Genomic DNA, 13,252 nt, shown 5'->3' with positions numbered 1-13,252 from the left:
GGGGCGTACGACGCCGTCCTGGGGGTACGCCGCGGAGCCGTCCGACGGCCGGCGGTGCGGCCTTCGGCGGTCAGCTGTGGGGTATGTGGTGCCGGGCTGCGGGGCCGGCCGGCCCCGTCCCGGTCAGACCCGGAGCACCTGCGGCCCCAGGAGCGAGTAGCGATGCGCCTCCGGCGCGGACAGCCCCGCATCGGTGACGATCGCGTCGAAGTCACTCACCGCGGCGAACCGGCAGAAGCTGCTGGCGCCGAACTTGCTGTGCACCCCGACCAGCACCCGCCGCCGCGAGGAGCGGACGGCCTGCTCCTTCACCTCGGCGACCGCAGGATCGGGGGTGGTCAGGCCGTGCTCCCGGGAGATGCCGTTCGCCCCCAGGAACGCCAGGTCGATCACGAACCGGGCGAGCATGTCCCGGGCCCAGGACCCGACCGTCGCCTGGGTCCCGGAGCGGACCCGCCCGCCGGCCAGCAGGACGGTGGTCGACTCGGACGCCGCGACCAGTGACGCGGTCCGCAGCGACGCGGTGATCACGGTCAGCGGACGGTCGGTGGGCAGCAGCGTGGCCACCAGCTCCGGTGTGTAGCCCTCGTCGACGAACACCGTCTCGGCCTCGCCCACCAGAGACGCGGCCGCCGCCGCGATCCGGCGTTTCTCCTCCACCTGCTGGGTCTCCCGCCGGGCCAGCGTGGTCTCGAAGCCTGCGCTCTCGACCGGATACGCCGCGCCGTGCGTACGCCGGATCAGGCCCCGGCGCTCCAGCTCGCTCAGATCGCGCCGTACGGTCTCGCGGGCGACCCCGAACTCCGCCGCGGCATCGGCGACCTCGACCCGGCCGGACTGCCGGGCGAGCGCGAGGATGCGGTGCTGGCGTTCCTCGGCCCTCATGGCTCACTCCTGCCTGAATTCTGTCGTTTTCCGGTTTCCGTTCGGTCACGGGACTGCCCGTTTCCGCCCGCATCAGGTTTATAGCAACCGGAGCGGCGCGGCAGGCTGCCCGCGGCGGCGGAAAACATGACCGTTTCTGTCCGCTTCAGGACGCTGTCACCCTGGCCGCATGCACGAACGGGTGCCCGTAACGCCCTGGCAGCGGGCCCGTACGCGCCCCACGGGCCGGGGAGCCCGGGGTGGCCCGTTGTGCGCCGGCGGGCCGCAGCGGTGGTGCCGGAGACGACGGCGCTTAGTCTGGACGGCATGAGCTCGGAGATGCGGTCGTTGGCGGTCACTGCGATCGTGCAGGCGGAGGAGTGCGCTGTCCTGCGCGTCAGCGGAGACCTGGACCTCCGCACCGAGCAGGCTTTTCTCGCCGAGGCGCGCTCGGTGGTGTCGGCCGGCCACCGCTTTCTGGTGCTCGATCTGACCGCGCTGCGCTTCTGTGACTCACGGGGGCTGAGCTGCCTGCTCGCCCTGGAATGGCTGTGCCGGCGTCTGGAGGGCAGGCTGCTGCTGGCCTCCCTCGGCGTACGGATGCTGCGGCTGCTGGTCGGCACCCAGTCCCTCAGTGTCTTCTCCTGCTACCCCACGGTCGGCCATGCGCTGGCCACGGTTCCCGACGTCAGCCGCCCGGAGTGGCCGCCGGTGGGGGAGGACCCGTCGGCCGGAACGGGCGACTCATGAGGCCGACGGCCGGGTGGTCGGACAGTTCATCCCCAGCCAGGCATCGTCGAACCGCGCAAAAGTGATCTTCCGGTACGGCCCGGACTCGTAGAGCAGCCCGAAGGTGCCGTCCCGCAGACGGGTCAGCGTCGAGTAGGCCGCCGGACCCGGAGCGACGGCCCGCGCGATGGGCCAGCTCTCGCCGTCGTCGCAGGACGCCCGCACGGTGAGGTTCTCGCGCGCGCCGGTGCTCGCCGTATTGCTGAACAGCAGCCAGTGCGCCCGCGCCCGGTCCGGCGGTGCCGCCGGGTCGTAGCGCAGGATCGAGGCATTGTTGGCCGGATCGATCAGTTCGTCGTCCGCGGCCGGGGCGCTGTAGGTCAGCCCGCCGTCCCGTGACTGCGCGACCAGCCGCCTGGTGGTGCTTCTGGTGCGGCTGTTGAGCATGATGCGCCCATCGGCCAGCTCGACGGTCTTGTTCTCGTCCATCAGCGGCCCCACCGGCGTCCCCAGCCGCCAGGACGCGCCGTGGTCGTCGCTGTAGGCACTGGCCGCCCACATACTGCCGTCGGCCTTCCGGAGGGCGTACTGCTGCAACAGCCGTCCGCCGGCGAGCTGGGTGCCGGAGCCGGACGAGGCGAAGATGCCGTGCCAGGAAGGGTCCTTGAGGTCGCGGGTGAGGCGCCGGTGGTGCCAGCTGCGGCCGCCGTCGTCGGAGGAGCTGTAGTCGGTGTGCAGCACCGTGCTGCTGTCGTGGGCGTTGCCCGCGCCCGCACTGCCGAAGCCGATGCCCCGGGGCGCATACGCATGGAAGAGGAAGACCCGGCCGGTCGTCCGGTCGACGAGCAGGCTCGGGTCGCCGGCGCCCACCCCGCCGTCGTAGTCCACGGCCGCCCGCGGGGCGCTCCAGGTGCGCCCCTGGTCGGTGCTGTGCCGCACCATCACATCCACATTGCCGGGCAGATCGGCCGCGCTGTCGTTACGCCGGTCGTAGGCGGCGAGAAGGGTGCCGTCCGGCAGGGTGGCCAGCGCCGGGATGCGGTACGTGTGCGCCCCCTGGCCGGACACCGCCAGATCGGCGGTCTCGTACAGCGCCGGCCGGGCGGCGATGCCCGGCGGTGCGGCGGCGGGTGCCGCGGGAGCGGTCAGCAGCCCGGCACCCGTGGCGAGCAGGGTGGCCAGGGTGACGGGGCGGGCGGCTTTCACCGAGACCTCCGGACGGGGCACGGCACGGGGTGCGACGGCTGCAGGGAGGCATCGGACATCGGACGTCCTGCGAATCTAAGATCCGGGTGAAAACCCGTCAATTCCGGCAGGGCTGACCGTGTCCCCCTGCCCCGTGCCGGGCGCGCCGTTGGCGCGGCGCCGCTACTCGGCCCGGCCGAGGTCCCGGACGAGCGTGGGGGAGGGGCGGGGGATCTCGCCGAAATCCTCGTCGTCGCTGTCCACGACGAGCCGGTTGATCACGTTCTCCAGGGCGTTCGGCAGGGTCGGGGCGAGCCCGCTGTGCCACTGGACGAGGAGGTTGTGGCGGGCCGCGTCGGGCAGCAGCTGCTTCTCGTCGAACGCGGCCGTGGACCGGCGCTCCTCGTCGGGCGCATGCGCGGCCTGCTCGCGCCAGTAGGCGGCGTCGCGGTACTCGCCGTTGCGGCGGTGGGAGAGGTACAGACAGTAGGCGGCGGTCCGGCTCCCCGCACCGGCGCCGAAGTGCCACCAGAAATGGGCCGCGTCCTGGCGTCCGGTGATGTGCAGCAGACAGGCGAAGACCAGCGCGCCTTCGGGGTCGATGTGGTGGTCGTCGACCAGCCGTTCCAGGCTCGCCGCGGCCGCCGCCGCATTCACGACCAGCGCACAGGCCAGCTGGAGCTCATGGGTGGCCTCGTCACGGGCGCTCGGGTAGGGGCTGGGCGCCGCGTGGCCGGCCCGGACCGGCCGCTCCGTCGTCGGTGGACCGTCCGCCGCCCCCGCCCGGACGGAGGCACCGAGGCCGCCGAGCACCCCCGCGTCGTCGAGGTCACGGAACCCCGCCAGATCATCGATACCGGACACCGCCGCGGCGGCGCTGAGCAGCGTCTCGACGGTCTCCCGGCGGCCCGCGGGGCAGATGTGCGACATGGTCAGTTCCCCCTGGAATTTCCCTGGTCGATACCGAGCGCGGCGGCGAGCTTGCGCTTGCCGCGGCTTGCGTAGGAGCGGACGGTGACTTCGTCGACGCCGAGCAAGGAGCCGATCTGTGCGTCGCTGTGCCCGATGACATGGCGCAGCACGATCACATCGCACTGCCGCTCCGGCAGCCGGGCGATGGCGGCATACAGCCCCAACTGGCTCTCCAGCATGGCGAACTGCTGCTGGCACTCGCGCAGCAGGGCATGGGTGACGACGGCGAAGGCGGCGGTCTCGGTGAGCGCGGTGGGCTGCTGGTGGTCGTACAGCCACTCCACGACGCGTTCCTTGAGGACCGACCAGGCGTATGCCTCCACCGACGCCTGCCGCAGCGCATGCGGCCACAGCCGGCCGAGCCGGGCGTACGCCGCCCGGGTCACCTCACGGGCCGCGGCCTCGCTGCCGGTGTGCAGATAGGCGTACGTCAGCCACTTGCGCGCATGCGTCGCCAGGAACGCCTCGAAGGTGATCGACAGCTGGCGGTCGAACGGGTCCGGCGCGACGGCCGGGAGCGAACAGCGGGGGAGCGGGGCTAACTCCGCCGTAGGGACATGCGCCGGAGCGCACGCCGGTAGCAGTCGGTCCCGGTCTGCGCTCACGAGCAGTCCTCGTTCCGTTTCGCCGTGCACCGAGCCGGGCGCCGAAGCGCCGCCGACCGCGGGAGGACGCTTTGCCCTCACCCTCCAATGAACCGGAAAGTGAGCCCTTTTGTGGCATCGGGCGGGAAAAAATCTGCCGCTGCGTATTCATATGACTACGCGTGACCATGGCATGTGACGGCCGATGACGCCGGCCACGCCGACCGTCAGGCCCTCCGCCGGGTGCGCTCCGGCATGATCCGGGACGTACGGGGCAGAGCTCCAACAGCCGGGCGCACGGCGGGGGTTGACGCGCCGCCTGGAGTGCGCGGATCGCGAAGGGGCGTCACCGTACGCCGGGGAAGCACGCCGGGGCGGCATGCCGACTGGAAGGCAGCAGACGATGAGCGAGCACGGGTCCGTGGTGGACCTTCAGCTGGACCGGGCCCACTCGTCCCGGATCTATGACTACTTCCTGGGCGGCAAGACCAACTTCCTGGCCGACCGGATGGCCGCCGGCGACGTGCTGGGCGTCTTCCCCGCCGCGCTGGTCGCCGCCCGCATCAACCGCGAGTTCATGCACCGCGCCACCCGCGTGGCCGCCGCATCCGGCCTGCGGCAGTTCCTCGACATCGGCACCGGCATCCCCACCCCGCCGAACCTCCACGACATCGCCCAGGGCATCGCCGCCGATGCCCGGGTCGTCTACACCGACAACGACCCGATCGTCCTCGCGCACGCCGCGGCCCTCCTGCTCAGCACCCCGGAGGGACGTACCGCATATGTCCAGGCCGATGTCACCGACCCGGTCGGCATCCTCAAGGCGCCGCAGCTCCTCGACACCCTCGACCTGAACCGTCCGGTCGCGCTCAGCCTGAACGCGCTGATGCACTTCGTGCCCGACGACGGCCGGGACCGCGCCCACACCATCGTCGAGACCCTCAAGGCCGCACTTCCCAGCGGCAGCACCCTCGCCATGAGCCATGCGACACCGGATTTCAGCCCCGGGGCGATGGACAAGATCATCAAGATCTACGGCGACGCGGGCACCCCGCTCCAGTTCCGCTCCCACGCCGCGTTCCTGCGCTTCTTCGACGGCTGGGAGCTGCTGGAACCGGGCGTCACGCTCTCCCACGAGTGGCGCCCCGACCGCCCCGAGGACGCCACCCATGTCACCGACGCGGAGGCCGCCTGCTACGCGGGCGTCGCCCGCAAACCCTGAACACGACGGGAGCAGGCGGCCTCCGGCATGCCGTCCTCACTCCTTGCGGTACCCGTACGCCTCCCCGGCCGCCGCCGCGACCGCGTCCAGATCCGCCCCGGCCGACGCGGTGACCACGGCGGCCACCGCACCCTCGACGAACGGCGCGTCCACCAGCCGTGCGCCCGCGGGGAGTTCATCCCCCTCGGCGATCAGGGCCTTGACGGTCAGTACGGCGCTGCCCAGGTCGACCAGGATCGCCACGCCCGCGCCACGGTCCACGGTCCGCGCCGCCTCGGTGATCAGCTCCGCACTCGTCCCGAGCCCGCCGTCCGGCGTACCGCCCGCCGCGGCCACCGGCACCGAGTCCCCGCTGCCGGCAAGTCCGGCCGCCAGCGTCGCCACGGACTGTGCGACCGGGCCACTGTGCGACACCAGCACCACGCCGACCGGCGAACCCGTGCCGCCGGCCGTAGCGCCGGCCGGCTCCGCGCTCACTTCGCCACCTCCGCGAGCGCCGCGAACAGCAGGGCCGAGGACGTCGCCCCCGGGTCCTGATGTCCGATGCTGCGTGCCCCGAGATAGCTCGCCCGGCCCTTCCTGGCCTGCAGCGGTACGGTCGCCAGCGCGCCCTGCTCGGCCGCCTCGGCCGCCGCGTCGAAGGAGGTCGACAGTGCCGTGATCCCCGGTACCAAGGCATCGAGCATCGTCTTGTCACCCGGCGCCGAGCCGCCGAGCTGCCCCACCGCGTCCACCCCGGCGGCCAGCCCCGACCGCAACTCCTGGACCGACACCTGAGGCGCCTCGCCCAGCGCCTTGCCGGTACGCCGCAGCAGCGTCCCGTACAGCGGCCCGGACGCCCCGCCCACACTTGAGATCAACTGCCGTCCGGCGGCAGTCAGCACCGCACCGGGCGTGGCCGGCGGCTCCGTCTCCAGCGCCTTGACCACGGCCGCGAAGCCGCGCTGCATATTCCTCCCGTGGTCGGCGTCACCGATGGGCGAGTCCAGCTCGGTGAGCCGGTCGGCCTCCCGGTCGATGACGGCGGCGGCCGCCGTCATCCAGCGTACGAAGAACGTGGCATCCAGCACTGTTTCGGACACGGACTACTCTCCTTGGTTGTTCGGGCACGGAGCGAAGAAAACGGAGACGGGTACGGCCGCAGGAAGCGGATACGGACCCGCATACGGATACGGCTGCGGTGTCACCGCCCCCAGCGGAGTCCGGGCGTCTCCACCGGCGCGTCCCACAGCCGCAGCAGCTCCCCGTCCACCTGGCACAGCGTCACCGAGCAGCCCGCCATGTCGAGCGAGGTCACATAGTTCCCCACGAGCGTGCGGGCCACCGCCACCCCCCGCTCGTCGAGCACCCGGCGGACCTCCGCGTTGAAGCCGTACAGCTCCAGCAGCGGGGTCGCACCCATGCCGTTGACCAGCACCAGCACCGGCAGCCGCGGGTTCAGATCCTCCAGGATCGCGTCCACGGTGAAGTCCGCGATCTCGCGCGAGGTCATCATCGCGCGACGCTCCCGACCCGGCTCGCCGTGAATCCCGACCCCCAACTCCAGCTCCCCGGCGGGGAGATCGAACGTCGGGCTGCCCTTCGCCGGGGTCGTACAGGCACTCAGCGCCACACCGAAGCTGCGCGACGATGCCACGACCTGCCGGGCCAGCGCCTCCACCCGCTCCAGCGGCATGCCCTCCTCGGCCGCCGCACCGGCGATCTTCTCCACGAAGAGCGTCGCTCCGGTGCCCCGCCGCCCCGCCGTGAACGTCGAGTCGGTCACCGCGACATCGTCATTGACGAGCACACTGGCCACCTGCACCCCCTCGTCCTCCGCCAGCTCCGCCGCCATCTGGAAGTTGAGCACGTCCCCGGTGTAGTTCTTCACGAGGAACAGCACCCCGTTGCCGCTGTCCACGGCCGCGGCGGCACGCACCATCTGATCGGGCACCGGCGAGGTGAAGACCTCGCCCGGACAAGCGGCATCCAGCATCCCGGGGCCGACGAACCCCCCGTGCAGCGGCTCGTGCCCGCTGCCGCCCCCGGACACCAGCGCCACCTTCCCCTCCACCGGTGCGTCCCGCCGTACGATCACCCGGTTCTCGGCGTCCACCACCAATTCGGGGTGCGCCGCGGCCATCCCGCGCAGCGCATCGGTGACCACGGTCTCGGCGACGTTGATCAGCATCTTCATGGGTACCTCCCGTTGAGTCGAGCAGTCGAGCCTCTGACCGGTGTTCTTACAGGTCAGGGTAGGTGTGGGGGAGTTGTTGATCTCGGCGTTCATGGCGGTCGAAAGGTGGTCCGGCGGGACGGATGCTGACCTTATGCCGACTTTGCTGATGGGTTGCCGGTTGGGTTGGACGGGCGTGCTCAGGGAGGACGGGGAGTCGCTCCGAGGGCAGTATCTGTGCTCCAGACCTCAAGGTCACGTGATGTGGAGAGGGTGAGTGTCCGAGGCCGCCTGATCGGCTCGGGGTGACGGCCGGGCCGGCCGCCGCCCCCTGGAGGCAGGGACCGTGACGGGAGAAGAGCGCGGACGGCTCGGGCGAGTGGCGAAGCCGCCCTGGGCGCCGCAGCACACTTCCCACTGCTCATCCGGCTGTCCCGTGGTCGGACGTGGCCCTGACCTGCGATGTGACGACGTGCGGGCATCCCTGCTAGCGGACGAAACCGGGCGGGGACGAACACATCGAAAGCCTGGGCAGGTTCCTCCGTTCCTGTGGTGGACGAGGCGCCAGTGCTGGCCCGGCCGAAATTCCCGGTCGTGAAGCCGGCGGCGTGAAGTCGTCACCGTGCTCTGCCAGCCACTGCACCACGGCATGGCGCTCCAGCTGAGCCCGGATGAGTCCGTAAGTGACGTCGTAGCGGGCCCTGGAAGCCTGCCGCGCACGATCGGTCGCCCACCTCAGCACCTGTGCGGCGGTTTCGCGGTCGAGCTCTCCGGCCGACCACCACTTCTCCCATGCCAGCTCAGCCGAACCCTTCGTCTCAGGGGCGCCGAACCCGGACATGGCCTCGTCCCGGCGCTCGTCCAGGCAGCGGCCGATGAGCCTTCTGGCCAGTGCGTCGTCTGCCATGGCCACCTCCGTCGGCCGCCCGTGCGTCAGCCTCCACCGTCACCAATTCCAGGCCAAGGGTCAACCGGCTCGGGGCGTCGGGCGAACCACGTGACGGCCCTTGGAGGCCCGGGACGGCCTGCAGAACCCGCAGGTAAAGGCCTCTCCTCCCATGGTCGCACTCAGCGACGGAGGCCGTCGCGCGAGGCAGCCACGCCGGGGCACCGGCCGTGCACGGGGGCCGCTCCGGGTGGGGTCAGCCGGAGCCTCGGTGGTGGTGGGACGCGGTGTCGATCACGCCGAGGCGTTCGAGCAGCAGCCCCTCCCGGGTGGACCAGGGGCAGATCTCGACACTCTTCACGCCGCAGGCTTCCATGAGGGCCTCGGCGACCAGAGCCCCTGCCAGGGACTGCTCGGCGCGGTGCCGGGAGATGCCTGGCAGGGCGGCACGGCGGTGCGGGCCGCTGTCGGTCAGCAGGGGGATCACCGCCTGCAGTTGAGACAGCGTCAGTTGCGGTCGCGCTTGACGTGGCTTGTGCTGAGAGGCGTCGGCGAGCCGTGAGAGCTGCTCGAACGTTTTGGAGCAGGCGAGAACCTGGTCACCCGGCTCTGCCTGCGGCACGCCGGGCGCCGCACTCAGTGCGTGCCTCAGATATCGACGGACCTCGGCCAGGCGCCGTGCGGAGGGGGCGGTGCCGCCGGGCAGCCATTCCCGGGTGACGGTGCGGGCGCCCAACGGCAGCGAGCGCACGATGCGCGGTTGCCTGCCCGTACCCGACGCGACCTCCACGGTGCCGCCGCCGATGTCCAGGACCAACAAGGGGCCCGGCGCGGAACCCGTCCACTGGCGGGCCGCCACATAGGCCAGCCGTGCCTCCTCCTCGCCGGCCAGCACCCGCAGCCGTGTGCCGGTGGTCCGGGCCACCAGCGCGATGATCTCCTCGCGATTCGGAGCGTCCCGGATAACGGAAGTGGCGAAGGCGAACACCTCCGGCCGGCGAGGGCGCTGGTCCGCTGCGACCGCCTCGGCCACCGCCCGTTGCACACTCTCTACGCCGTCCTTGCCCAGGCGCCCCTTCCGGTCGAGCGACTCGTGCAGCCTCAGCCGCACCTTGTGGGAGAAGACCGGTTCCAGCACCGCTTCAGGTCGCCACCGCACCACCGTGAGCAGAGCACTGTGGCACCCGACGTCCAGTAGACCTGCCTGCCGCATCCAGCCGCTCCCTGACATCGCGCGCTTCCACACCCGCGGCCGGACCGAGTTCCCGCAGCGTCCCGGGGCCCACCGACTCACGATCGGACTCACATCCGGCCCCTACGTGACCATGATGTCACCGACTGTGCCCTGTATCGGTGGCCAACCCGTGGAGGCGGGCCCATGGCGGTGGCCGGACGGGGTACCGGCGTGCGGGGCGCGGTCGGGTCTGCCGCCGCCGGCATCCGGCGAAATTCCCCACCACGCCGTTACCGGCGACGCCGTGCGGGCACCCGACTTTCCGAGGTGCCGGAGCCGGCCGTCGCCCACCGAGCGGAAGGTGAAGACCATGGGCCGTGGCGGAGACGTCATCCAGGAACTGACAACCGACCATCGCGAGGCCGGCGAGCTCTTCGAACGGTTTCCCGTGTCGCGCCCGCCGCATTTTGGGCGTGAAGTGGAGATGTGCACCCGGTGACCTGGACGGGAGTTCCCGGGCCGCCGGGTGCGCCCCGCGTTGGTCAGAATCCCGACCGGTTGGAGGAGGCTCCTCATGCCTGCGGGGTCGAGTACGAAGCGTGAGCGTAGGTACGCAGAACGGAGCACATGATGGCGGTGACACAGCGAGACCGAACAGGGGAGCGCCCAGCACCGGACCAACGCGCACACGGCACCGTGACGCAGAGATTGATGGGCGCTCATCTTCTGTCGGGTCGTCTGGAGCCGGGGGAAGAGATCGCGCTGCGTGTGGACCAGACGCTCACTCAGGATGCCACCGGCACTCTGGTGATGCAGGAACTGGAGGCGCTGGCGCTCGACCGGGTCCGGACGGAGGTGAGCGTGCAGTACGTCGACCACAACATTCTTCAGGCCGACGAGCGCAATGCCGAGGACCATCTCTTCCTGCGCTCTGCCGCCCGCCGCTTTGGCCTGTGGTTCTCCAAGCCCGGCAACGGCGTCTCGCACCCGACCCATATGCAGCACTTCGGCGCCCCCGGCAAAACCCTGGCCGGCTCCGACTCCCATACCTGCGCCGGAGGTTCACTGGGCATGCTGGCCATCGGCACCGGCGGCCTGGAAGTCGCCCTCGCCATGGCCGGACGGCCCCTCCACCTCACCATGCCCAAGATCTGGGGCATTCGACTGACAGGCGAACTGCCACCCTGGGTGAGCGCCAAGGACGTCATCCTGGAAATGCTGCGACGTCATGGGGTGCAAGGCGGCGTCAATCGAGTACTGGAGTACTACGGGCCGGGCCTGGCCTCTCTCACCGCCATGGACCGGCATGTCATCGCGAATATGGGGGCGGAGCTCGGGGCCACCACCACCGTCTTCCCGTCGGATGAGGCGGTGCGCAGCTTCCTGACGTCGGTGGGGCGCGACGAGGACTTCGTCGAAATCGTCGCGGAACCGGATGCGACCTACGACCTCGACGAGGAGATCGACCTGTCGGCGCTGGAACCGCTCATCGCACGGCCGAGTTCCCCGGGCAAGGTCGTGCCGGTGAGGGAGGTCGCCGGCGAGCCCATTGGGCAGGTGGTCATCGGCTCTTCCGCCAACCCCGGCTTCCGGGATTTCGCCGTACCTGCCGCCATGGTCAAGGGGCGTCAGACCGCGGGTGGCGTGAGCTTCGACGTCAATCCGACGTCACGTGAGATTCTGCAGGACCTGACCCGCTCCGGGGCGACATTCGATCTGATCGCAGCCGGTGCGCGCATTCATCAGTCAGGCTGTCTCGGTTGCATCGGCATGGGACAGGCGCCGGCCACGGGACGCAATTCGCTGCGTACCTTCCCGCGTAACTTCCCCGGCCGCTCCGGCACCGAGGACGACGCGGTCTGGCTGTGCTCGCCGGAGACGGGCACCGCCTCCGCATTGGTGGGCGCGATCACGGATCCGCGTGACTGGGCCGACCGCCTGCCGGTATCCCCTCCCGCGCCCAAGGCACCAGAGCCCGTCTCCTTCAACGAGGAAATGCTGGAGGGTCCCTTGCCGCCGGACGAGGCGAGGCGCGTCCAATTGGAACGCGGACGGAACATTTCCGCCTTGCCCGATCTCGACCCGCTGCCGGACATTGTGGAAGGCCCCGTCCTGCTCAAGGTCGGTGACGATGTCTCGACAGACGAAATCTCCCCCGCAGGGGCACGGGCCTTGCCCTTCAGGTCCAACATCCCGAAGCTGGCGGAGTTCACCCTCACCCGGATCGATCCGGACTACCCCCGGCGTGCCGCGGCAGCCGAAGGCAGCCATTTCCTGGTCGCAGGCGAAAACTACGGTCAGGGTTCTTCACGCGAACACGCGGCCATCACGCCGCGCTACCTCGGGCTACGAGCCGTTATCGCCAAGTCCTACGCCCGTATCCACTGGCAGAACCTCGCCAACTTCGGCGTCTTGGCCCTTGAGTTCAATGACCCCGACGACTTTGCACGCATCGAGGCCGGTGACGGGCTGCGACTGTCGGATCTGCACGACGCCCTCGCCGAGACGGATGCCCCACCACTTCGCCTGCACAACACCACCCGGAACGAGGAATACCTTGTCCACCATCGCCTCTCACCCCGTCAACGCGAGGCGGTCCTGGCAGGCGGCATCATCCCCGCACTGGCCCACTGACCGGCCTACGCGGGGGCACGCATCTGGTCCAGCGCCACATACGTAAGGCGCGCGGCTTGGCTTCTCGCCCGCCACAAAATCTCGTCGGCAAGCATATTCCCGAGACCGGCAAGTGCCGCGGCAGATAGCCGGGGGTGTCCGCGTTCCCGAAAGTCCGGCGGTAACCATAACGCCATAAGTTTCTAGGATACTTGAGCGGTAAGGCGAAAGGTGACGAGGGAGGATTTGCTGAGGACTCACCGGAAATCCAGGGCAGCTCGCGCTGATAGGGAGTTTTTGTCGTGACGGAAAACATGTGGGACTTCCAGGAAGAGACCGGCTTCCGGGCAGGGACCGACCTGATCGGCTTCGACGTCGAAGCGATCGACGGAAGAATCGGCAAGGTCGACAAACACTCCGACGAGGTGGGCGCCGCTTACCTGGTCGTCGACATCGGCGGATGGCTGTTCGGCAGGCATGTTTTGCTACCGGCTGGAACGATCTCCTCCATCGACCTCGAGAAGACCACGATCCATCTCTCCCGTACCAAGGAGGACATCGAGCACGCCCCGGAATTCGACAAAAACAGGCACATCGCCGACGACGACTATTACCGGCAGCTGACCGGCTACTACGGCGCTCCGCACTCCTGAACGTGCCGGCCCTCTCGCCTCGGGGCCGACGACCTGATGGGCCGCCACCGTGGGTCGTCGAGCCAACCACGATCCTGACAACGGGCCACAGCGGTCCCGTTCCCGTATGGCCCGCCCGTAGCAGGAGCGACAGACGCCGTCTGACGAGTTCGGCCGGGGGCCGGGCGGGAGTTCGTGCCCTGCGGGACGTTCACGGCCGTTTGCGTTTCGATGAT

13 protein-coding genes are annotated in these 13,252 nt (G+C 70.2%); 4 read left to right on the top strand and 9 right to left on the bottom strand.

Annotated elements, in window-relative coordinates; all coding sequences use genetic code 11:
* Nucleotides 1–123: 123 nt before the first annotated feature.
* On the bottom strand, nt 124–885 hold the full coding sequence (locus tag ACWGI6_RS11145) for a DeoR/GlpR family DNA-binding transcription regulator (RefSeq protein WP_393907954.1): 762 nt from the start codon (nt 883–885) through the stop codon (nt 124–126).
* A gap of 306 nt (nt 886–1,191) precedes the next feature.
* Here ACWGI6_RS11145 and ACWGI6_RS11140 point away from each other — a divergent pair, with 306 nt between their 5' ends.
* Nucleotides 1,192–1,614 (top strand): STAS domain-containing protein, encoded by a 423-nt coding sequence (locus tag ACWGI6_RS11140; RefSeq protein ID WP_393907955.1) that lies wholly within the window; start codon nt 1,192–1,194, stop codon nt 1,612–1,614.
* On the opposite strand, the gene ACWGI6_RS11135 is transcribed toward ACWGI6_RS11140, so the two are convergent.
* The 3 genes from ACWGI6_RS11135 to ACWGI6_RS11125 form a co-directional block, all read right to left on the bottom strand.
* Complete coding sequence (locus ACWGI6_RS11135) at nt 1,609–2,799, bottom strand: sialidase family protein (RefSeq protein ID WP_453267227.1); 1,191 nt, start codon at nt 2,797–2,799, stop codon at nt 1,609–1,611. The two genes, ACWGI6_RS11140 and ACWGI6_RS11135, sit on opposite strands and share 6 nt — an antisense overlap.
* A 162-nt stretch (nt 2,800–2,961) precedes the next feature.
* The gene (locus ACWGI6_RS11130) at nt 2,962–3,708 is read right to left on the bottom strand and encodes a hypothetical protein (protein ID WP_453267226.1); all 747 of its coding nucleotides are present in this window, start codon (nt 3,706–3,708) and stop codon (nt 2,962–2,964) included.
* 2 nt (nt 3,709–3,710) lie between these two features.
* Nucleotides 3,711–4,355: an RNA polymerase sigma factor gene (locus tag ACWGI6_RS11125; protein WP_453267225.1), complete on the bottom strand. Its 645-nt coding sequence runs from the start codon at nt 4,353–4,355 to the stop codon at nt 3,711–3,713.
* Between the two features lie 382 nt (nt 4,356–4,737).
* Between ACWGI6_RS11125 and ACWGI6_RS11120 the strand changes: the two genes are divergently transcribed.
* Nucleotides 4,738–5,556 (top strand): SAM-dependent methyltransferase, encoded by an 819-nt coding sequence (locus ACWGI6_RS11120; protein WP_453267224.1) that lies wholly within the window; start codon nt 4,738–4,740, stop codon nt 5,554–5,556.
* Between the two features lie 36 nt (nt 5,557–5,592).
* Here the strand turns inward: ACWGI6_RS11120 and ACWGI6_RS11115 are convergent, their stop codons facing one another.
* The 5 genes from ACWGI6_RS11115 to ACWGI6_RS11095 all read right to left on the bottom strand — a co-directional run bounded on the left by ACWGI6_RS11115 (nt 5,593) and on the right by ACWGI6_RS11095 (nt 9,810).
* Nucleotides 5,593–6,033: a PTS-dependent dihydroxyacetone kinase phosphotransferase subunit DhaM gene (locus ACWGI6_RS11115; protein ID WP_453267223.1), complete on the bottom strand. Its 441-nt coding sequence runs from the start codon at nt 6,031–6,033 to the stop codon at nt 5,593–5,595.
* Nucleotides 6,030–6,626: a dihydroxyacetone kinase subunit DhaL gene (gene dhaL / locus ACWGI6_RS11110; RefSeq protein ID WP_453267292.1), complete on the bottom strand. Its 597-nt coding sequence runs from the start codon at nt 6,624–6,626 to the stop codon at nt 6,030–6,032. Before dhaL ends, ACWGI6_RS11115 begins: the two co-directional genes overlap by 4 nt.
* Nucleotides 6,627–6,739: 113 nt before the next feature.
* Nucleotides 6,740–7,732 (bottom strand): dihydroxyacetone kinase subunit DhaK, encoded by a 993-nt coding sequence (gene dhaK, locus ACWGI6_RS11105; protein WP_453267222.1) that lies wholly within the window; start codon nt 7,730–7,732, stop codon nt 6,740–6,742.
* Nucleotides 7,733–8,198: 466 nt separating this feature from the next.
* On the bottom strand, nt 8,199–8,618 hold the full coding sequence (locus tag ACWGI6_RS11100; protein ID WP_453267221.1) for a hypothetical protein: 420 nt from the start codon (nt 8,616–8,618) through the stop codon (nt 8,199–8,201).
* Nucleotides 8,619–8,853: 235 nt separating this feature from the next.
* Nucleotides 8,854–9,810 (bottom strand): Ppx/GppA phosphatase family protein, encoded by a 957-nt coding sequence (locus ACWGI6_RS11095; RefSeq protein WP_453267220.1) that lies wholly within the window; start codon nt 9,808–9,810, stop codon nt 8,854–8,856.
* Nucleotides 9,811–10,482: 672 nt separating this feature from the next.
* On the opposite strand from ACWGI6_RS11095, the gene ACWGI6_RS11090 reads away from it, so the two are divergent.
* Both ACWGI6_RS11090 and ACWGI6_RS11085 read left to right on the top strand, forming a co-directional pair.
* Nucleotides 10,483–12,405: an aconitate hydratase gene (locus ACWGI6_RS11090; RefSeq protein ID WP_453267219.1), complete on the top strand. Its 1,923-nt coding sequence runs from the start codon at nt 10,483–10,485 to the stop codon at nt 12,403–12,405.
* Nucleotides 12,406–12,686: 281 nt separating this feature from the next.
* Nucleotides 12,687–13,037, top strand: a complete 351-nt coding sequence (locus ACWGI6_RS11085) for a PRC-barrel domain-containing protein (protein WP_453267218.1) — start codon at nt 12,687–12,689, stop codon at nt 13,035–13,037.
* The last annotated feature ends 215 nt before the right edge of the window (nt 13,038–13,252 follow it).

The sequence above is a fragment of the Streptomyces sp. NPDC054786 genome (genome assembly GCF_053611685.1).
The sequence above is the reverse complement of the archived record's forward strand: the minus strand, read 5'-3'. Positions and strand labels throughout refer to the sequence as shown.